Genomic DNA, 17,337 nt, shown 5'->3' on the forward strand with positions numbered 1-17,337 from the left:
CCCCTTGATTCCAAGCCCTCTTGGACACCGCGGCTTCGACCCCTGGCAGCCCCCGGAAGGAACTTGTTCCTTGCTCGCCCATCTTACCTAATATAATTTCTCTTATATGGGGAATGGAGGGAAGCCATGGGACAGGTCACCATTTACCTGGACGACGAGACGGAGAAACGCCTCCGGAAAGCTGCGGAAAGTGCAGGAGTACCGGTAAGCCGCTGGATCGGCCGGCTCATTCAGGAGGAAACGCGTACCCAGTGGCCGGAATCCGTGCGGAAACTGGCGGGGATCTGGCCGGACTTCCCCGAGGCCGGGGAGCTACGCAAGGAGCAGGGAACGGACACCCCGCGCGAGGCCCTGTAGGTGTTCGCGCTCGACACCAACACCTTGATCTACTTCTTCAAGGGGCAAGGCCGGGTGGCCGAACGGCTCCTGGCCCAACCACCCGCCCAAATCGCCATTCCCATGCTGGTGGTGTACGAGCTGGAGGTAGGCATCGCCAAGTCGACGTCTCCGGAACGGCGCCGGGCCCAGCTCGGTGAGCTGCTTGATGCTGTCACCCTCCTGCCCTTCGACCGGCAGGCCGCCTCCGCGGCCGCCGACATCCGGGCCGCGCTGGAGACAGCCGGCCAGCCCATCGGCCCGCTCGACACGCTCATTGCCGGCACCGCCGTGGCCCACGGCGCAACTTTGGTAACGCGCGACGTGAATGAATTCGCTCGGGTACGCCAGCTGTCCATTGAGAACTGGTATGACTGAGCGATCCGGCAGGCCCATCCCGCTCCGGTAGGGACCTGGTTCCGGTCTTTCCCTCCATCGATCTCAGCGGTGCCGCCGGTAGGATCCCGGTATTCGGCCTGCCCAAGCTCGACAGCTACAAGAAGCACTTCCGGCTGCGCGTGCGGGAGAGGAAGTTTAAGGAGGCTATCCCTGCCGGTTGCGCAGCACCACCAGCGGACGCTCCTTCCGGAGGCCGCGCGTGGCCGCCAGGCCGGCCGCCGTGATGCCCAGCGCCCCACCGCCCATGCCGAGCACCAGCAGCCAGGGGTTGAAGGAATAGGGCAGCTCCAGGACCTGAGTGCTCACCGCCCAACCGATGAGCCCGGCCCCGCCGGCGGCGAGCAGCCCGGCCAGGACCCCGATCGCGGCGAACTCGGCGGCGAGGATGGCCCGCAGGCGGCGGCTGCTCGCGCCCAGGGTACGCAGCAGGGCGACCTCCACCCGCCGCTCGTCGCGGCTGGCCTGGATGGCCGCCACCAGGACGATGATCCCGGCAAGCAGGGAGAAAGCGAATACGTACTCCACCGCCCGCGCGCCCTGGGCGATGGTGGTGCGCAGCCGGTCGAGGATGGAGCCCACATCGAGGACAGTGATGCCCGGATTGGCGCGCACCAGGCGGGCAATGGCGCCGGCGCTGTCGGGTGGGGCCCAGTAGCTGGTGATCCAGGTGGTGGGGGCGTCCTCCAGCGCGGCGGGGGTGGCGATAACGAAGAAGTTGACCTTGAAGCTCTCCCAGTCCACGCGTCGCAGGTTGGTCACCTTGCCGGTTACCCGCTCCCCGGCCACGCGGAAGGTCAGGCGGTCCCCCAGGGCGATGCCGAGGTCCTCGGCGATGCCCGTCTCCACCGAGAGCTGCCGGTCCGAGGAGGCCTCTTGGGGGGTCCACCAGTCGCCGGCCGCCATCTCATAGTCCGGGCGCGGCGTCTCGGCCCAGGACAGGTTAAACTCCCGCTCCGCCAGGCGCCTGGCGCGGCCCGCCGCGAAGTCCTCAGGGGACACGGACTCGCCGTTGACGGCCACCAGCCGGCCGCGGGACATGGGGTAGAAGCCCTCGGGCCGGATCCCGGCCTCCTGCAGCCGCTCCCGCACCTCCGTCACCTGGTCCGGCTGGATGTTGATCATGAACTGGTTCGGCGCCTTGGGCGGGATGTCCCGCTCCCAGGCACGCAGCACATCCACCCGCACCACGGCGAGCAGGAGCAGGGCCAGCAGGCCCAGGCCGAAGCCCGCCAGCTGCACGGTGCTCGCCCCGCGCCGGCGCGCCAGGTTGGCCAGACCGAACCGCCAGCCGCCCACCGCCCGGCCGCGAAACCGGCCCACCACCCGCAGCAGCAGCCAGGCCGTGCCGCCCAGGGCCCCCAGCAGGCTCAGGATGCCGGCCAGTACCCACCCCGCCAGCGCGGCATCCCCCGCCTGGTAAAAGATCAGCCCGCCCACCGCCACCACCGCCAGCAGGGCGGCGGCGATGGCGGAAGGCTCGGGCGCGGAAGCCTCCCGGCGCAGGACACGCAATACCGGCACCCGCCGTATGCGCAGGGCCGGCACCAGACCGAAGCCCACCAGGGTCGCCACCCCGGCGGCGAGTCCGGTGAAGGCCGGCGCCGGGGAAGGGGCCGGCAGACGGTCGCCGAACCAGGCGCCCACCAGGGCCACCAGCCCGTTCTGGGCCAGCCAGCCCACCCCTACCCCGATTCCGCTCGCCAGCAGTCCCACCACCAGCAGGCGCAGCAGCAACGAGCCCGCCACCAGCCGCAGCGGCGCGCCGAAGCAGCGCATCAGGGCGGCGCTGTCCGCCTCGCGGACGCTGAAGGCGTGCACCGCCACGGCCACCGCCGCCCCCGCCAGCATCACCGCCATCACCGCGGCCAGCCCCAGAAAGCTCTCGGCCCGGTCCAGGGCGGCCCGCATCTCCGGACGGGCCGACTCCACGCCCTGCAGCTCGACCCCCTTCCGGTCGCGGCCCTCGGCCCATTGCCGGAAGGCAGCCACGGCGTCGGGCGGCCCCGCCACCAGCAGGTGATGGGCCACCCGGCTGGCAGGGGTGATCAGCCCCGTATCCGGCAGGTCGGCCCGGTTGAGCATCACCCGCGGCGCCAGCTGGAACAGGTCGCCGCCGCGGTCCGGCTCGTAGGCCAGGGAGGCAGCCACCTCCAGCTTGGCCCGCCCCAGGGGTAGACGGTCGCCCACTTCCACGCCGAGGCGGCCGAACAGGCGCGGGTCCAGCCACAGGGTCCCGCGCTCGGGGATGGCGGCGGTAGGCGTGCCCCGGCCATAGGGCACCTCGCTCAAGCGCGCCGCCCCGCGCAGGGGGTAGCCCGGGCCCACCGCCTTCACGGCGACCAGCTCCGTGCGCTCGCCGGCCACCACCACGCTGGGGAAGGTCAGGTAGCCGGCGGTACGCAGGCCCAGGTCCGTCGCCTTCTCCCGCCAGTCCGCGCCCAGCGGGGCATCCGCCTCCACCACAAGGTCGGCACCGAGGAGGTCGGTAGCGCGCTGCGCCAGGGCCCGGTCCACCCGGTCTGTGAAGAAGCCCACCGCCGACAGGGCACCCACCGCTACGACCAGGGCGGCTGCGAGCACCCGCATCTCGCGGCTGCGCAGGTCGCGCGGCAGGGCCCGCAGGGCGAAGCGCAGGGCCCGGATCACGACCCGGGCTCCAGAGTACCGTCCACCATACGCAGGCGTCGGTCACAGCGCCCCGCCACCGCCTCGTCATGGGTAACCAGCACGAGGGTGCTGCCGCGCTCGGCGCGCAGGGCGAACAGCTGCTCGATCACCTCCGAGCCAGTGCGGCCATCCAGGTTGCCGGTGGGCTCGTCGGCGAACAGCAGGTCCGGGTCGGGCGCGAAGGCGCGGGCCAGGGCCGCCCGCTGCTGCTCCCCGCCCGAAAGCTGTCCGGGCAGATGGCCGACGCGCTCCCCCAGGCCCACCCGCTCCAGGGCCCCCAGCGCGGTCTCCCGCACCCGCGCCCGCCCCGCCAGCTCCAGGGGCAACATGACATTCTCCAGGGCGGTCAATCCGGGCACCAGCTGGAAGGACTGGAAGACGAACCCGACACGCCCCGCCCGCAGGGCGGCCCGGCCGTCCTCGTCCAGGGCGCCCAGCCAGCTTCCGAACATCCGCACGTCGCCGCTGGTGGGGGCATCCAGGCCGGCGAGCAGTCCCAGCAGGGTGGACTTTCCGGCGCCGGAGGGCCCGAGCACCGCCACCGCCTCCCCGGGGGCGACCGCCAGCTCGATTCCGTCCAGAATGGTGAGCCACCCGGCCGGCCCGCTCACCCGGCTGCCCAGCCCCTTGGCCCAGAGAATCGGATCGGAGGAATGCTGCATGCGCTGGCTCCTGCGTTGGATCCTGGTATCCGCAATCGGTCTGCTCGTGGTCGCTCCCGTCGCCTCCGCCGCCCCGCCCGCCATCCTGGTGGTGGGCGACAGCATCAGCACGGGCTACGGGGTGGCCGTGGAGGAGAGCTGGGTGGCCAAGCTGCGCAAGCGGCTCGCGGCCCGCGGCTACGCGCACCGGGTGGTGAACGCCAGCGTCAGCGGCGACACCACCAGCAGCGGACTCGCCCGCCTGCCGGATGCCCTCGCCCAACATGATCCGGCGGTGGTCATCATCGAGCTGGGCGGCAACGACGGCCTGCGCGGGCAACCGGCGTCCGCCATGGCGGATAACCTCGCCGAAATGGTGGAGCAGTCGCAGGCCGCCGGCGCCCGGGCCCTGCTGCTCGGCCTGCGGCTGCCGCCCAACTACGGGCCGGCCTACACCGAGCAGTTCGCCGAAGTCTACCGGAAGGTGGCCGAGCGCTCCGGAGCGGCCCTCGTACCGCGCATGCTGGAAGGGGTCGGCGAGCGCCGCGACCGCATGCAGGGGGACGGCATCCACCCCAACGCCTCCGGCCATTCCCGCATCCTGGACAACATCTGGCCCCACCTGCGCCCGCTGCTTGAGGGGAGCGGAGGCCATTGACCGGAAGCCGTCCTCCGGCCCTCCGGGAGATTGGACAAGGCGATGCCGCTTCGGTGCGAACGGACGGGAAAGAAAGGACACCCCCTTTCCGTTTCCAAGTGGGTGTCCCTTGTGGATTTGGTCGCCTTCCTCCCGCCTTTGCCCGCGGGCATAATGAGCCTCGAGCCCGTGCGACGGGCCCACCGGCCAAGGGGATGATCCGGGCGTGATCGGCAGTGCTGGACGTTTGATCGAGGCGGGCGTGACGCCGGCGCGGTGGTCCGCCCCCGGTGCCGCCCTGCGCGGCTTCCTGCTGATCGTAGCGCTGTTGCACCCGCTCCCGGTGCCCGCCCAGGACGCGCCTGCCCCGCTGCCGACGATCCCCATCGATGACCTCACCTCGCGCACCCTGCGCGCGCCCGCGGAGCTCCAGGTGGCCCCCGGAAGCACGGCGCTCGATCAGCTCCCGACGGCGGATTTCCGACCGCTCACCAGCGGGCAGGCCAACCGCGGCATTACCGGCCAGGACCACTGGGTCCGGGTACGCCTGTCGAACGCGAACGGGACCGAGCCCCAATCCTGGGTGCTGCACCACGAGACCAGCTACCTCGACCGGCTGACCATCCACTACGCCGACAACGGCGGGCCCCTGCAGCGGGTGTCCCTGTCCGACCGGGCCCCGTTCGAGGCACGCCCCGTGAATTACCGCACGCTGGCCCTCCCACACACCACGCCGGCCGGCGGCCATACCGACCTGTACGTGCACCTGGGCTTCGACAAGGCCGATTCGCTCACCCTCAATCTGCGGCTGACCCGGGCGGACCTGTTCCACGACGCATCGCGCCGCGAGAACCTCGTCTACGGCGCGTACTTCGGGGCGATGGGGATGTTCCTGCTGATCGCCTTCATCGGCTCGGTAATCCTGCGCGAGTCGGTGTATCTGCACTACGCCGCGTTCCTCGGCGTGAGCATGGCGATGTGGGCCATGCTCAACGGCTTCGCCTACCAGTACCTGTGGCCGGATTCGGTGTACTGGCACAACGAAGGCTTCCACATCGTCTTTCTGCTCATGGCGATCACCGCGCTGCAGTTCTCGCGCGGATTCCTCAAGACGCCCCGCTACTTCCCCCGGGTGAACCGGGCCCTGGTAGCCGCCCAGTGGGTTTTCGCGGCCGGCATCGTGCTGCGTTTGGCCGGCGTGTACGTCCCGGTGCTGGTGCTGTCCTACCTTGGGCTCACGCAGCTGGTGCTGCTATCCGTACTCGGACTGATGGCCTACCGGCGGGGCATGCGCTACGCGCGCTGGTACAGCGTCGCATGGCTGGTCTATGGCGTCGGCCTCGCATTCAGCGTGATCAGCGCCGGAAGCGGCTTTTTGGAATGGGGGATGAAACCGCTGGACTTCGCCCAGGCCGGCGGGGTGCTGGAGTCCGCCTGCCTGCTCATAGCACTCGGCGAACGGCTGGTGGGCTGGGATCGCGCCCGGCGCCGGGCCATCGCCATCGCCAACCAGGACCCGCTCACCGGCCTCGGCAACCGCCGGGCCCTGGAGGAGGCCTTCGACCGGCTCGAGGAACGGGTTCAGACCACGGGGGTCCCCGTCTTCCTCGCGTTCATCGATCTGGACCACTTCAAGGCCATCAACGACGAGCACGGCCACGACGCCGGCGACGCGGTGCTGATCCACCTCGCCCGGATACTGCGCAACGCCTGCCGCCCGGAGGATATCTGCATCCGCTACGGCGGCGAGGAGCTCGCCCTCCTGCTCCAGGTGCCGCACCAGGAGCAGGCCATGGAGGTCACCGAGCGCATCCGCCAGCGCTTCGCCCGCGAGTCCACCCGCTTCGAGGGCACCGAGATCCGGCACACCCTGACCGCGGGCATCGCCCTGGCGCTGGCCAGGGACCGGGAGCCGGACCGCGCGGAGGCCATCCGCCGGGCCGATAGGGCGCTGTACGAAGGCAAGCGATGCGGGCGCAACCGGTGCACCGCCCACCTACCGGAGGAGCAAGCCGACGCAGCGCCGAGCCTGCAGGGCGAGGGCACGTAGCCTTCGGGGGCATTCCCACCTGTCACCCCGGCGGGATCAACTCCTCCATATCCACCGCCAAGGCCTCGGCCGGGGTGCGCATGAAGCGCAGGGAGCCCGATTTCTTGCCGGCCTCAAGCTGGGAGATCCAGGACTTACCCACCCCCGAAGCTTACGCCAGATCTTCCTGGGTTAGCCCTCGGTTCTCCCGCTATACCCGCACCGGATGCTCTTCGGCACTGAGCAGGCGATGCGCCACCTCTAGCGGTACCGTCTCGTCCGCACCCGGCGCCAGTTCGGCCATGGCTTGATCGAAGGCCTGAATATCCTTTGCTTCCTGGGGTATTCGGCTCATAGAGCCTCCAGGGAATGGCGGATCCAGGGGAATAGTACCTCAAAGGGCCTATCCTCCCCTTCAAGAGCGGCAATGATGGTGTCGTAACCTTCCTGGGTTTCTACTGCTAAGCGCCAGCCATTCATGCGTAAGAAGGTATCGGTACCGAAAAACGCCACGCGCTTGTTGCCGTCCGTGAATGGATGGTTGACCAATAGGGACTCGAACAAGGCCGCCGCCATTTCCGAAAGATCCGCGTAATAGCCCGTTTGCGGACGGAACAGGGCACTCTCCAGCGCCCCCGCATCGGCCAGTTCCCCTCCCCCGCCGAAGGCCTCCACTACCCGCTCATGGATGGCCACGGTTTCGTCCATGGAGAGGAACCGTACCCGTTCATTCGGCAAGCCGCCGCCCCAGCTCGTCATTCTCCCGCATGGACGCTTCAAGGTGGTCCATTACTTCTGGACGGATGCGGTGCTTGCGCACGTAATCGCGGATCGCCTCCGTCAGCAGGCCGGATAGGCTACGGTCCGTCTCCTCCGCCAAGGCGTGCAGATCCGCCCACACCTCTTCTTCCACCTTCGAGCTAATCTTGATGGCACTCATGGGCTCCCCCGGTATTGAACAGACAAATCAAGACTAATCCTGACGCCTAGCTTGGGCAAGCATCCGGGCCTTGCGTTCCGCCCCATTTCGGAGCCCACCCCTTAGGGCGAACCCGCGGCCTCCCCCGCCGTATTGAAAATTCCGCATAACCGGTCCATAGATATGTAATAACCCGCCTGATCCGGGCCCGGATTCCGGGAGGTTGCGGCCGGGAGGCCGCTCCTACAGATCCTGATCATGCTTGGCGTTTCTTTTTGGGCGGGAGCCGCCCCCTGCTTGGTATTCCGTATGTGAAGACGCTGCCGCACCACCGGCCCACCGCGCCGGAAAAACCGGTCTCCCGGGCCGCCCTCCCCGACCAGGAACGCGAGCCACGGGCCTCCCCGGGCCGCGGATCGGTCTTCATCGTCATGGACGAGGCGGAGGTGGTGGGCGAGCTGCGGAGCCTGCTCGCCGAGGACGGCTACGCGGTGGCGACCGCCGGCAGCGGCCCGGACCTCCTCCCCACCATCACCGCCGCCGCCCCCAACGTGGTCCTGCTGTGCGCCCACCTGGAGCGCGCCAGCCCCTTCGACCTCCTCGACACCATCAAGGCCAATCCCCCCACCCGCGACGTGCCGGTGCTGTTCGTCACCACCGAGGACGACGCCGAGACCCGGGTGAAGAGCCTGCAGGCCGGCGACGATCTGGTCCTGCACCCCCTCGACGAGCGCGAGGTGCTGGCGCGCATCGAGCGCCAGGTGACCGTCTCCAAGGTGCGCATGGCGCTGCGCGAGTCGGAGGCGAAGTTCCGCTCCGTGATGGAGTCGGCCATCGACGCCATCATCTCCGGCGACGTGTCGGGCCGCATCCGCTCCTGGAACCTGGCCGCCTCCGGGCTGTTCGGCTACACGGAGGAGGAGGTCATCGGCCGGCCCATCGAGATCATCATCCCCGAGCGCTTCCGCGAGGCCCACCGCCAGGGCATGGCCCGCGTCAGCTCCGGCGGGCCGAGCCACGTCATCGGCAAGACCGTGGAGCTGGCGGCGCTGCGCAAGGACGGCAGCGAGTTCCCGGTGGAGCTGTCGCTGGCCACCTGGTTCCTCGACGACAACCGCTTCTACACCGGCATCCTCCGCGACATCAGCGAGCGCAAGCAGGCCGAGCAGAAGTTCCGCTCCGTCACCGAATCCGCCATCGACGCCATCATCTCCGCCGACCACACCGGCTGCATCATCACCTGGAACAAGGCCGCCACCAACATCCTCGGCTTCACCGAGGAAGAGGCCGTCGGCCAGCGCCTGGAGATGATCATCCCCGAGCGCTTCCACGAGGCCCACCGCAACGGCATGGCCCGCTTCACCCGGACCGGCGAGGCCCACGTCATCGGCAGGACCGTGGAGCTGGCCGCGCGCACCAAGTCCGGCGCCGAGGTGCCCATCGAGCTGTCGCTGTCCACCTGGACGGTGCGCGACGAGCGCTACTTCACCGGCATCATCCGCGACATCGGTGAGCGCAAGCGGGCCGAGGAGGCCCTGCGCAAAAGCGAGCAGGCGCTGCGCGAGAAGACCGTGGAGATGGAGCAGAAGAACGCCGAGCTGGAGGAGACGCTGCGCAAGCTCAACGAGATGCACGACCAGCTCATCATCCAGGAGAAGATGGCCTCCCTCGGCAAGCTGAGCGCCGGCATGGCCCACGAGCTGAACAACCCGGCCGCCGCCGCCCAGCGCGGTGCCGACCAGCTCCGGACCGCCTTCGAGGGCTGGCAGAACCTCCAGCTGCGCATGCGCGACCTCGCCCTCGATGAGGGGCAGCGCGAACAGGTGGCCGAGCTGGACGAGCTCGCCAAGCAGCGCGCCCGCATCCCCGCCCAGCTCTCTGCGCTCACCCGCAGCGACCGCGAGGCCGCCGTGGAGGACTGGCTACTCGACCGCGGCCTGACACCCGACGGCGACCTGCCGTCCGCGCTGGTGAGCCTCGGCCTCGACGTCCCCGACATCGAGGCCCTCGCCCGGGTCTTCGACGCCGACCAGCTTCCCGTGGTCCTCGACTGGCTGGGCTTCAAGTACGCCATCTACTCCCTGGTGGGCGAGATCGGCCTGTCCACCGGGCGCATCGTCTCGCTGGTGAAGGCCCTGAAGACCTACACCTACATGGACCAGGCCCCCGTGCAGTCCGTGGACGTGCGCGAGGGCCTGGAGAACACCCTGATCATCCTCCACAACAAGCTGAAGCGCGGCGTCACGGTGGTCCGCGACTACGCCGCGGACCTGCCGGTGATCGAGGCCTACGCCAGCGAGCTGAACCAGGTGTGGACCAACCTCATCGACAACGCCGTGGACGCCATGCAAGGCAGCGGCACGCTCACCGTCCGGGCGCGCCGCGAGGGCCGCTGGGTGGTGGTGGAGGTGGAGGACGACGGACCCGGCATCCCCCGGGAGCACCAGTCCAAGATCTTCGATCCCTTCTTCACCACCAAGGGCCCCGGCCAGGGCACGGGGCTGGGGCTGAACATCAGCCGCAACCTCATCGTGCAGAAGCACCAGGGACATATGCACGTGCGCTCGGAGCCGGGGCACACGTGCTTTTCGGTCTGGCTGCCCATGGACCTCCATCCCGGCGAGCCGACCCAGCAGCAGAAGCGAGACGAATAATGGCCAAGCCCATCATCATGACCATCGATGACGAACTGCACGTCTTGAACGCCGTGGCGCGCGACCTGCAGGCCCACTACCGCAAGGACTTCCGCATCGTGAAGGTGGGCTCCGGCGAGGAGGCCTGGGAGACGGTGCAGGAGTTCAAGCGCCGCAACGACCCCATCGCCCTGTTCCTGGTGGACCAGCGCATGCCGGCCATGAGCGGCACGGAGTTCCTGGAAGAGGCCATCAAGCTCTACCCGGAGACCAAGAAGGTCCTGCTCACCGCCTACGCCGACACCGACGCCGCCATCGCCAGCATCAATGCCGTGGGCCTGGACTACTACCTCATGAAGCCCTGGGACCCGCCGGAGGAGCGCCTCTACCCGGTCCTCGACGAGCTGCTGGACGACTGGTTCGCCAGCGTCCCCCTGCCCTACGAGGGCATCCGCGTGGCCGGCACCCAGTGGTCGCCGCACTCCCACGACATCAAGGAGTTCTTCGCCCGCTGCCAGATCCCCTACCAGTGGCTGGACATCGAGCGGGACAGCCAGGCCAAGGAGCTGGTGACCGCCACTGCCGGGGCGCACCCGCGCCTGCCCATGCTGTTCTTCCCCGACGGCTCCACGCTCATGGACCCGGACCGCGCCACGCTGGCCGACAAGGTGGGCATGAAGACCCACGCCCAGCAGCCCTTCTACGACCTGGTCATCATCGGCGCCGGCCCGGCGGGCCTGGCCGGGGCGGTCTACGGCGCCTCCGAGGGGCTGCGCACCATCCTCATCGAGCGCGAGGCCGCCGGCGGCCAGGCGGGCACCAGCGCCCGCATCGAGAACTACCTGGGCTTCCCGCAGGGCATCAGCGGCGCCGACCTCACCCGCCGCGCCACCACCCAGGCCAAGCGCCTCGGCGCCGAGCTGGTCACCGCCCTGGAGGTCACCGACGTGCGCGCCGAGGACCCCTACCGTTACGTGACCCTCTCCGACGGCACGGAGCTGAGCTGCCACGCCCTGCTGCTCACCACCGGCGTGCAGGTGCGCCGGCTGCCGGTGCCGGGCATCGAGAAGTTCGAGGGGGGCTCGGTGTACTACGGCGCGGCGGCCAGCGAGGCCGCCTACTACCAGGGCAAGAAGGTGTTCGTGGTGGGCAGCGGCAACTCCGCCGGCCAGGGGGCGATGTTTTTGTCCCGCTTCGCCAGCCAGGTGGGCATCCTGGTGCGCGGCGACTCGCTCAAGGCCACCATGTCCGCCTACCTCGTCGACCAGATCCACGGCACCGAGAACATCGCCGTGCTGGCCAACACCGAGGTCACCGGCGTGGAGGGCGGCGAGCGCCTGGAGGGCGTGACCCTGACCAACAACGTCACGAAGGAGCGCGAGACCGTGTCCGCCGACGCCCTGTTCATCTTCATCGGCGCCGTGCCAGCCACCGGCATGGTCGGCGACTTGGTGGCGCGGGACAAGGCGGGCTTCATCTTCACCGGCCCTGACCTCAAGCAGGACGGCCAGCGGCCCAAGGGCTGGCACCTAAACCGCGACCCCTTCCTGCTGGAGACCAGCGTCCCCGGCATCTTCGCCGCCGGCGACGTGCGCCACGGGGTGATCCGGCGGGTGGCCTCGGCGGTGGGTCAGGGGGCGGTGGCGGTGAGCCTGATTCATAAGTATTTGGAGACGGTCTGACCCGCCCCGCGCGGAATCAGGCCTGGAGCCCATTTACGGGTCCGGGCTCCCTTCCCGCCTGCCTCCCCCGCGGGGTACTTTGCCAAGAGAGCGGGTCCTAAACGGACTCGCCCCTTGCGCCAGGAGGATGTGCACCATGGTTACTGACGGCCAGACCGGCACCCGGATCGACGAGGTCGGCCGCGAGATCTACCGCATCAGCACGCCCATTTCTGCCGAGGCTATGCCGCCCCACGGCTTCAGCTTCAACCGCTACCTGATCAACGACGACGAACCGATGCTGTTCCATGCCGGGTTGCGCAAGCTGTTCCCCCTTTCCCGGGATGCCATCGCCGCCGTGATTCCCCCGGAAAAGCTGCGCTACATCGGCATCTCGCACATGGAAGCGGACGAGGTCGGCGCCCTCAACGAGCTGCTCGCCATCGCCCCCCCACGCCGAGCCCGTGTGCGGCAAGATAGCGGCCATGGTCAACATCGACGACATCGCCGACCGCGGGCCGCGCGCCCTGGCGGACGGCGAAACCCTGGCCACCGGGCGGCGCACCTGGCAATGGCTCGACGCCCCGCAAATGCCCCACGGGTGGGATGCCGGCTACTTGTGCGATACCAGCGGCGATGCCCTGCTCTGCGGCGACCTGTTCACCCAGGGCGGCGCGGACACTCCGCCGTTGACGGAGTCCGACATCCTCGGCCCCAGCGAGGACTTCCGGAAAGGAATGGACTACTACTCCCATACCCGCAACGCCCCCGCCCTGATGGAGAAGCTCGCCGCCACCGAGCCCAGGCTGCTCGCCTGCATGCACGGCAGCGCCTGGGCCGGCGATGGCGGCGCCCTGCTGCGGGCGCTTGGCCGGGAGCTGGAAGAGAGCGAAGCCGGTTGAACAACGCCTCCACCTCGAACCGCCCCGTGCTAGCAACACCGGCGCCACCGGCATCTTCGCCGCCGACCTGCGGCACGGGGTGATCCGGCGGGTGGCCTCGGCGGTGGGTCAGGGAGCGGTGTCGGTGAGCTTGATTCACAAGTATTTGGGGACGGTTTGAGCCACGACGTTGCCCCCGTCGCAGGAGCGAAAAGCAGGAGGAAAGGCCGGCTGGGGCGGCTGCTACGACCTCTCTCCCTGGGTCAGCTTCTGGTATATCCCCAAACTGATTACCAGCAGAACAGAGGCAATCAGCAGGAAAGTCGGATACACCAGCAGACTGATATCCTTTTTGGCCGCCGAGAAGACGAAAACCAGCGCCTCCATAAGCATGGCAATGTTGATCACCACCAGGAACTTGATCAACGTGGTTCGCTGGCTTCCCGGCGTTTTTTGCTCCCTGGCGAGAAAGACCTCTTCCTCGACCAGGAATTTCGCCACGTCGAATACCGCCATGCCGATTACGACCAATGCGATGCCGTCGAGAAGAGAGGGGACAAACAATGCGGCGTCCCCCCAAGAAAGCCATACCTCGTAAATCGCTCCAGCCATCAGCAAGAGCGAAATCAAGCTGAGAAACAGGCTAATGAGGGCGTACACGCCCCGCCCAAGCTGTTCCGATACGTCCCTCGCCTTAACCACAATTTTTCCTGTCTTCTGCTTGAATCCCGTTGGTTGGCCCTCCGGTTCGCTCCGGAGGGATGACGGAATCGCCTGTGCGCCCCTGCGGTAGCGGTCAGGGGGGGTACGATGGTATTAGCCGCCGAGGCCGCAGGGTATTTCGGTGCGTCGGCCAATGGTGAACCCCGCGGAAATCTCCGCCAAGGCCCGCTGTCCATGCCGGGCCACGCCCGGGTCTGCGGACGGTCGGGCGGAGCAATCAAAATGGCTTCCTTATTTCCCGTCCATCGTCTCCTGTATATGGTGGGTATGGCCGTGGTCCCGATGACCACCGCCCCGATGATGATCCCATCCGGCGCACCCGCTCAGGACCACCGATACGGCCATCAAAGCGAGAAAGATCCGAGCGCTATACCCTAGTCCATTTCGCGGCATGATTCCCTCCCAATTCCCCTATTGCTGGGGCGACCCTTCCACCTTTGCCAGTTTTGCCCGGGCACTCAATCCCGTAATCCAATCCCCGAGCGCCCTACTTCCTTTCCGCAGTTTGCGGTCGGGCACGCCGGGTATAGGTTGATCGAATAACCGCTAGCACCGGGAAGGCGAGAGGCATGGACGGGAATTCGACCGTCCATTCATTCGGAGCAGCCGATAGGCTGCGGAGGGTAAGGGAGATGACCACCAATACCGTAGTAAACGGCGTCGATGTCGACCAACTGGTGGAAACCGTGGGCGCCATCCAGGCCGAGCCGGAGATAGCGAATTTCCGCTTCCGGGCACACAACGAATGGATCAACGGCGGCCATTCCAAGACCACCATCCAGTCCTTCTACGGCGCCGGGCAAGAGGACGAGTCGCGGAACGAGCCCATCGTGCTGGAATCCGATGAGCCGCCCGTGCTCCTGGGAGAAGGCAAGGGGGCCAATGCCGTGGAGAGTGTGCTCCATGCCCTGGCCTCGTGCCTGAGCGTAGGCTTCGCCTACAACGCCGGCGCCAAGGGCACCCAGGTGGACGGGATGGAGATGGACCTGGAAGGGGACCTCGACCTGCACGGCTTCCTCGGGCTCTCCGAGGACACCCGGCCGGGCTACGACAACATTCGGGTAACCTGCAAGGTCAGCACCGACGCTTCGGAGGATCAGCTCGCCGAGCTGAGCGACCACGTGCAGAAGACCTCCCCCGTCCTGGACCTGCTCCGCAACCCGGTGCCCACCTCGGTCCACCTGGAGAAAATGGCCTGAGCCGGGGAAGGCCCGCCCCCTGCAACCTAAAAAAGGACACCCACTTTCTATTCAAAGTGGGTGTCCTCTAGGTCTTCTTCCTGGCCTTGTCGAACTTGGCCTGGATATCGGCCGCAATCACATCCCCCGCCCGCTCGCGCCAATCCACCCCGGCCAAGAACTCCGTCCAATCGTCCCCCGGCCCCAAACCGGCTTCCCGGGCCTCTTCCCAGGCGGACTCGCACAACTTATCTATCAGCTTGTCGCTGGCGTCGGCTCCGAGGCGATTCTCAATCACCTCCCGAAGCTCGGCGCGGGACTGAATGATGCCGTTCATGACCTTTCCCCTGAAGAAGTGGGTGTCCCATAGGTTTACTATTCCGGCCCCATGAGGAATTCCTCCGGGGTCATCACCTCGACCGGCGAACCCGGGAAGTCCTTCACATTCCGGGTCACGATGGCACCACACCCCTCCGCCTCGGCGGAGGCGGCAACCACCGCGTCCTCGAAATCGGGCGAGCCCAGGGCCCGAGTCCGGAGGAGCTCCGCCCGTCCCACCGCCGCGACCGAAAAATAGCGCAGCAGCCAGTCCACCACCCCCTCGGCCGCTTCCCGGTCCCTGTACCGGCCCACGATGTAATACAAGGTGGTAACCGCATGAGCAGGTAAAGCCGCGGTTGTCTTGCCGTGGATGACCTCCTCCACCACCGCCGCCGAGGCGCGGTAATAGGGCTCGCGCTGCTGGATGACATCCAGCAGGACGTTGAGGTCGACCAGGATCATCCGCTGTGCTTTTCGTGGAGATGGCGCCGGTACTCCTCCTCCACGTCCACGTCCCCGGGCACCAGGCCGGTAATCGCCTCCAGCTCCGGAGAAGGCGAGCGCTCATCGGCCGCCCGCAGACGGCGCAGGTAGCGGTCGATGACCTCCGTGACCGTCAGACCGTGGGCCCGGGCGTAGGCCTTGGCGTATTCGACATCTTCACGGGGCAAGCGGACGGTGAGCTTAACGGTATCGGAGGGCATAGAGGCTCCAAGAGGTAGTACGGCTCAATTTCTCGGATTGTACGGCAAGGGGAAGGTTGCGCAATATGAAAGGAAAGGCGGAAACGACGTGGGTGTCCTTCAGGTTTGGCGAACGGGAACCAAGATTCCACGCCCTGGGTCGGACTGATGAAGGCCGTAGACTACACCTGCCCTTCACCCTCAGGGCCCAAGGCAGCCTGATCCGCGTTATTTCGGCCCGGGATATGCACCGAAAAGAGAGGGCCATTTATGAGCAAGCGTAAGACTCCTCCCGAGTTCCAGACAGAGGCCGAAGAGCGGGCTTTTTGGGAGAGCCACGACTCCACGGACTACGTGGATTGGGAGCAGGCCCAGCCCGCCTCTTTCCCCAACCTGAAGCCCTCCACCAAGACCATCTCCCTTCGACTTCCGGAAGGGCTGCTGGAACGGATCAAGATCGAGGCCCATAAGCGGGATATGCCTTATCAATCTCTGATCAAGGCTTGGCTCGCGGAAGACATAGAACGGACCCGGGACTGATCCTCCCGCCCTGGGTACGGCCTCTCATTACCTCTCTACCCGCCGTCCCTGCACCCACCGGTCAACCACCGGAATCACGATCAACGTCAGGATGGTCGCGGTCACCATTCCCCCACCCTGGGCACGGCGATGCGCTTCATCCCCTGCGAGCCTGGGCGGGGCAAACGGGGTGGGTGTCCTTTAGTTTATACTCACGCTCCTGGAGGCGGCCGGGCTGATCTGAAGGCCGGGGCCGCCCGTCACCGGAACACCCCCTCGGCCTCCCGCGCCCCGCAGAAGGCGCGCAGGAACAGCCCCGTGCCCAGCCCCCAGGCGCCGTTGACGGCCAAGCCCGTGACCAGGGCGCTGGCCCGGAAGCCCCCGGCCATGGCCATCCCCTTGAGGGGGAACACCACGAACCAGGCCACCAGGGTGGGGAAGATCGCCCCGAACAGGACGGCGACGATCCAGTAGCCCGCGCCCCGGGGGAACCAAACCTCGGCGGCGACGAAGATCAGGCCCCACACCCCGCCCCAGAATGCCAGCGACCAGATGGCCGGCACCCCGAAGGGCGCGGTGGGCTGCTGGGGAAAGGTGGTGGCGTCGATGTAGTGGATGCCGGTCAGCAGGGCCAGGATGCCCTGGTGGAACACCAGGGTGGCGACAAAGCCGGCGGCGAAGCCGCCCAGGTACCGCAGCGCGCCGTTGCCTTCCATGGGCTCCCCCTTCCGTGAGCGGAAAAAGAACGGGCCGGGGCGCGTCCCCGGCCCTCCCTCCAGGAGAACATACCGCGGGCGATTTTTGGGGCTGCGGCCGCCCGCCGCAACCTAGGCCGGGGTCGGCTGCACCGCCGGGAAGTAGGCGCTCAACTGGCGACCGTTCTTCTTAGCGTAGGACGTGGCAGCGTACCAGCATCTTCGCTAGCGGGGTTGTGCGAGACTGAGCAGAACGGGGCTGACGCCCTTTACATTCCAGCTGCTTCCACGGTTGGTAACTGTAAGGACTCGGGTGATTGTCTCCCTCCCCGGAGCCTGATGTATTTTGAGGCGCGGTCGGTGATTGAATACCTAC

At 67.7% G+C, this 17,337-nt stretch carries 20 protein-coding genes and 1 pseudogene; 10 read left to right on the forward strand and 11 right to left on the reverse strand.

Annotation, left to right across the window (positions count from 1 at the left end; all coding sequences use genetic code 11):
- Nucleotides 1–126 precede the first annotated feature (126 nt).
- Both ACERLL_RS15570 and ACERLL_RS15575 read left to right on the forward strand, forming a co-directional pair.
- Nucleotides 127–357: a CopG family transcriptional regulator gene (locus ACERLL_RS15570; protein WP_373657021.1), complete on the forward strand. Its 231-nt coding sequence runs from the start codon at nucleotides 127–129 to the stop codon at nucleotides 355–357.
- Complete coding sequence (locus ACERLL_RS15575; RefSeq protein WP_373657022.1) at nucleotides 358–753, forward strand: type II toxin-antitoxin system VapC family toxin; 396 nt, start codon at nucleotides 358–360, stop codon at nucleotides 751–753.
- A 165-nt stretch (nucleotides 754–918) separates the two neighbouring features.
- Here ACERLL_RS15575 and ACERLL_RS15580 read toward each other — a convergent pair whose 3' ends face one another.
- Together ACERLL_RS15580 and ACERLL_RS15585 are read right to left on the reverse strand one after the other, a co-directional pair.
- Complete coding sequence (locus tag ACERLL_RS15580; protein WP_373657023.1) at nucleotides 919–3,420, reverse strand: ABC transporter permease; 2,502 nt, start codon at nucleotides 3,418–3,420, stop codon at nucleotides 919–921.
- Nucleotides 3,417–4,103 (reverse strand): ABC transporter ATP-binding protein, encoded by a 687-nt coding sequence (locus ACERLL_RS15585; RefSeq protein WP_373657024.1) that lies wholly within the window; start codon nucleotides 4,101–4,103, stop codon nucleotides 3,417–3,419. Before ACERLL_RS15585 ends, ACERLL_RS15580 begins: the two co-directional genes overlap by 4 nt.
- Between ACERLL_RS15585 and ACERLL_RS15590 the strand changes: the two genes are divergently transcribed.
- Both ACERLL_RS15590 and ACERLL_RS15595 read left to right on the forward strand, forming a co-directional pair.
- A complete protein-coding gene (locus ACERLL_RS15590; protein ID WP_373657025.1) occupies nucleotides 4,102–4,740 on the forward strand; it encodes an arylesterase in 639 nt (212 codons plus the stop codon). The two genes, ACERLL_RS15585 and ACERLL_RS15590, sit on opposite strands and share 2 nt — an antisense overlap.
- 205 nt (nucleotides 4,741–4,945) lie before the next feature.
- Nucleotides 4,946–6,769, forward strand: coding sequence for a diguanylate cyclase (locus ACERLL_RS15595; RefSeq protein WP_373657026.1), 1,824 nt, complete (start codon nucleotides 4,946–4,948; stop codon nucleotides 6,767–6,769).
- 190 nt (nucleotides 6,770–6,959) lie between these two features.
- On the opposite strand, the gene ACERLL_RS15600 is transcribed toward ACERLL_RS15595, so the two are convergent.
- The 3 genes from ACERLL_RS15600 to ACERLL_RS15610 are packed head-to-tail and all read right to left on the reverse strand — an operon-like array spanning nucleotide 6,960 to nucleotide 7,688.
- Nucleotides 6,960–7,103, reverse strand: a complete 144-nt coding sequence (locus tag ACERLL_RS15600) for a hypothetical protein (RefSeq protein ID WP_373657027.1) — start codon at nucleotides 7,101–7,103, stop codon at nucleotides 6,960–6,962.
- Nucleotides 7,100–7,486 (reverse strand): type II toxin-antitoxin system death-on-curing family toxin, encoded by a 387-nt coding sequence (locus ACERLL_RS15605; RefSeq protein ID WP_373657028.1) that lies wholly within the window; start codon nucleotides 7,484–7,486, stop codon nucleotides 7,100–7,102. Before ACERLL_RS15605 ends, ACERLL_RS15600 begins: the two co-directional genes overlap by 4 nt.
- On the reverse strand, nucleotides 7,476–7,688 hold the full coding sequence (locus ACERLL_RS15610) for a hypothetical protein (RefSeq protein WP_373657029.1): 213 nt from the start codon (nucleotides 7,686–7,688) through the stop codon (nucleotides 7,476–7,478). Before ACERLL_RS15610 ends, ACERLL_RS15605 begins: the two co-directional genes overlap by 11 nt.
- Nucleotides 7,689–7,978: 290 nt before the next feature.
- Between ACERLL_RS15610 and ACERLL_RS15615 the strand changes: the two genes are divergently transcribed.
- Nucleotides 7,979–10,321, forward strand: a complete 2,343-nt coding sequence (locus ACERLL_RS15615; protein ID WP_373657030.1) for a PAS domain S-box protein — start codon at nucleotides 7,979–7,981, stop codon at nucleotides 10,319–10,321.
- Nucleotides 10,321–11,982: an FAD-dependent oxidoreductase gene (locus tag ACERLL_RS15620; RefSeq protein ID WP_373657031.1), complete on the forward strand. Its 1,662-nt coding sequence runs from the start codon at nucleotides 10,321–10,323 to the stop codon at nucleotides 11,980–11,982. The genes ACERLL_RS15615 and ACERLL_RS15620 overlap by 1 nt, the downstream gene beginning before the upstream one ends.
- A gap of 97 nt (nucleotides 11,983–12,079) precedes the next feature.
- Here ACERLL_RS15620 and ACERLL_RS15625 read toward each other — a convergent pair whose 3' ends face one another.
- The gene (locus tag ACERLL_RS15625) at nucleotides 12,080–12,448 is read right to left on the reverse strand and encodes a hypothetical protein (protein WP_373657032.1); all 369 of its coding nucleotides are present in this window, start codon (nucleotides 12,446–12,448) and stop codon (nucleotides 12,080–12,082) included.
- Between ACERLL_RS15625 and ACERLL_RS15630 the strand changes: the two genes are divergently transcribed.
- Entirely contained in the window at nucleotides 12,447–12,863 is a 417-nt protein-coding gene (locus tag ACERLL_RS15630) for an MBL fold metallo-hydrolase (RefSeq protein ID WP_373657033.1), read from the forward strand. The two genes, ACERLL_RS15625 and ACERLL_RS15630, sit on opposite strands and share 2 nt — an antisense overlap.
- A 222-nt stretch (nucleotides 12,864–13,085) precedes the next feature.
- Here ACERLL_RS15630 and ACERLL_RS15635 read toward each other — a convergent pair whose 3' ends face one another.
- Entirely contained in the window at nucleotides 13,086–13,502 is a 417-nt protein-coding gene (locus ACERLL_RS15635) for a general glycosylation pathway protein (RefSeq protein ID WP_373657034.1), read from the reverse strand.
- Nucleotides 13,503–14,197: 695 nt separating this feature from the next.
- Here ACERLL_RS15635 and ACERLL_RS15640 point away from each other — a divergent pair.
- On the forward strand, nucleotides 14,198–14,764 hold the full coding sequence (locus ACERLL_RS15640) for an OsmC family protein (protein ID WP_373657035.1): 567 nt from the start codon (nucleotides 14,198–14,200) through the stop codon (nucleotides 14,762–14,764).
- Between the two features lie 67 nt (nucleotides 14,765–14,831).
- Here the strand turns inward: ACERLL_RS15640 and ACERLL_RS15645 are convergent, their stop codons facing one another.
- From ACERLL_RS15645 to ACERLL_RS15655, 3 genes are read right to left on the reverse strand one after another with little or no spacing between them, the layout of a single operon-like run.
- Nucleotides 14,832–15,080, reverse strand: a complete 249-nt coding sequence (locus tag ACERLL_RS15645) for a hypothetical protein (protein ID WP_373657036.1) — start codon at nucleotides 15,078–15,080, stop codon at nucleotides 14,832–14,834.
- 38 nt (nucleotides 15,081–15,118) lie between these two features.
- The gene (locus tag ACERLL_RS15650; protein ID WP_373657037.1) at nucleotides 15,119–15,526 is read right to left on the reverse strand and encodes a PIN domain-containing protein; all 408 of its coding nucleotides are present in this window, start codon (nucleotides 15,524–15,526) and stop codon (nucleotides 15,119–15,121) included.
- Complete coding sequence (locus tag ACERLL_RS15655; protein WP_373657038.1) at nucleotides 15,523–15,768, reverse strand: DUF6364 family protein; 246 nt, start codon at nucleotides 15,766–15,768, stop codon at nucleotides 15,523–15,525. The genes ACERLL_RS15650 and ACERLL_RS15655 overlap by 4 nt, the downstream gene beginning before the upstream one ends.
- 116 nt (nucleotides 15,769–15,884) lie before the next feature.
- Between ACERLL_RS15655 and ACERLL_RS15660 the strand changes: the two are divergent.
- A pseudogene (locus ACERLL_RS15660) lies at nucleotides 15,885–16,031 on the forward strand (BrnT family toxin); the annotation flags it as partial.
- Entirely contained in the window at nucleotides 16,018–16,287 is a 270-nt protein-coding gene (locus ACERLL_RS15665; RefSeq protein ID WP_373657039.1) for a BrnA antitoxin family protein, read from the forward strand. The pseudogene ACERLL_RS15660 and the gene ACERLL_RS15665, both read left to right, overlap by 14 nt.
- Before the next feature lie 239 nt (nucleotides 16,288–16,526).
- Here ACERLL_RS15665 and ACERLL_RS15670 read toward each other — a convergent pair whose 3' ends face one another.
- Nucleotides 16,527–16,982, reverse strand: coding sequence for a hypothetical protein (locus ACERLL_RS15670; protein WP_373657040.1), 456 nt, complete (start codon nucleotides 16,980–16,982; stop codon nucleotides 16,527–16,529).
- Nucleotides 16,983–17,337 lie beyond the last annotated feature (355 nt).

Origin of the sequence: Thiohalorhabdus sp. Cl-TMA, assembly GCF_041821045.1 — a bacterium.
Classification (GTDB): domain Bacteria; phylum Pseudomonadota; class Gammaproteobacteria; order Thiohalorhabdales; family Thiohalorhabdaceae; genus Thiohalorhabdus; species Thiohalorhabdus methylotropha.

What these genes read in the sequence shown, in the direction of transcription:
- ACERLL_RS15570 (WP_373657021.1), top strand. Translation starts at nt 127, where the DNA reads ATGGGACAGGTCACCATTTACCTGGACGACGAGACGGAGAAACGCCTC.
- ACERLL_RS15590 (WP_373657025.1), top strand. Translation starts at nt 4,102, where the DNA reads ATGCGCTGGCTCCTGCGTTGGATCCTGGTATCCGCAATCGGTCTGCTC.
- ACERLL_RS15585 (WP_373657024.1), bottom strand. Translation starts at nt 4,103, where the DNA reads ATGCAGCATTCCTCCGATCCGATTCTCTGGGCCAAGGGGCTGGGCAGC.
- ACERLL_RS15600 (WP_373657027.1), bottom strand. Translation starts at nt 7,103, where the DNA reads ATGAGCCGAATACCCCAGGAAGCAAAGGATATTCAGGCCTTCGATCAA.
- ACERLL_RS15610 (WP_373657029.1), bottom strand. Translation starts at nt 7,688, where the DNA reads ATGAGTGCCATCAAGATTAGCTCGAAGGTGGAAGAAGAGGTGTGGGCG.
- ACERLL_RS15620 (WP_373657031.1), top strand. Translation starts at nt 10,321, where the DNA reads ATGGCCAAGCCCATCATCATGACCATCGATGACGAACTGCACGTCTTG.
- ACERLL_RS15630 (WP_373657033.1), top strand. Translation starts at nt 12,447, where the DNA reads ATGGTCAACATCGACGACATCGCCGACCGCGGGCCGCGCGCCCTGGCG.
- ACERLL_RS15625 (WP_373657032.1), bottom strand. Translation starts at nt 12,448, where the DNA reads ATGGCCGCTATCTTGCCGCACACGGGCTCGGCGTGGGGGGGCGATGGC.
- ACERLL_RS15640 (WP_373657035.1), top strand. Translation starts at nt 14,198, where the DNA reads ATGACCACCAATACCGTAGTAAACGGCGTCGATGTCGACCAACTGGTG.
- ACERLL_RS15645 (WP_373657036.1), bottom strand. Translation starts at nt 15,080, where the DNA reads ATGAACGGCATCATTCAGTCCCGCGCCGAGCTTCGGGAGGTGATTGAG.
- ACERLL_RS15650 (WP_373657037.1), bottom strand. Translation starts at nt 15,526, where the DNA reads ATGATCCTGGTCGACCTCAACGTCCTGCTGGATGTCATCCAGCAGCGC.
- ACERLL_RS15655 (WP_373657038.1), bottom strand. Translation starts at nt 15,768, where the DNA reads ATGCCCTCCGATACCGTTAAGCTCACCGTCCGCTTGCCCCGTGAAGAT.
- ACERLL_RS15665 (WP_373657039.1), top strand. Translation starts at nt 16,018, where the DNA reads ATGAGCAAGCGTAAGACTCCTCCCGAGTTCCAGACAGAGGCCGAAGAG.
- ACERLL_RS15670 (WP_373657040.1), bottom strand. Translation starts at nt 16,982, where the DNA reads ATGGAAGGCAACGGCGCGCTGCGGTACCTGGGCGGCTTCGCCGCCGGC.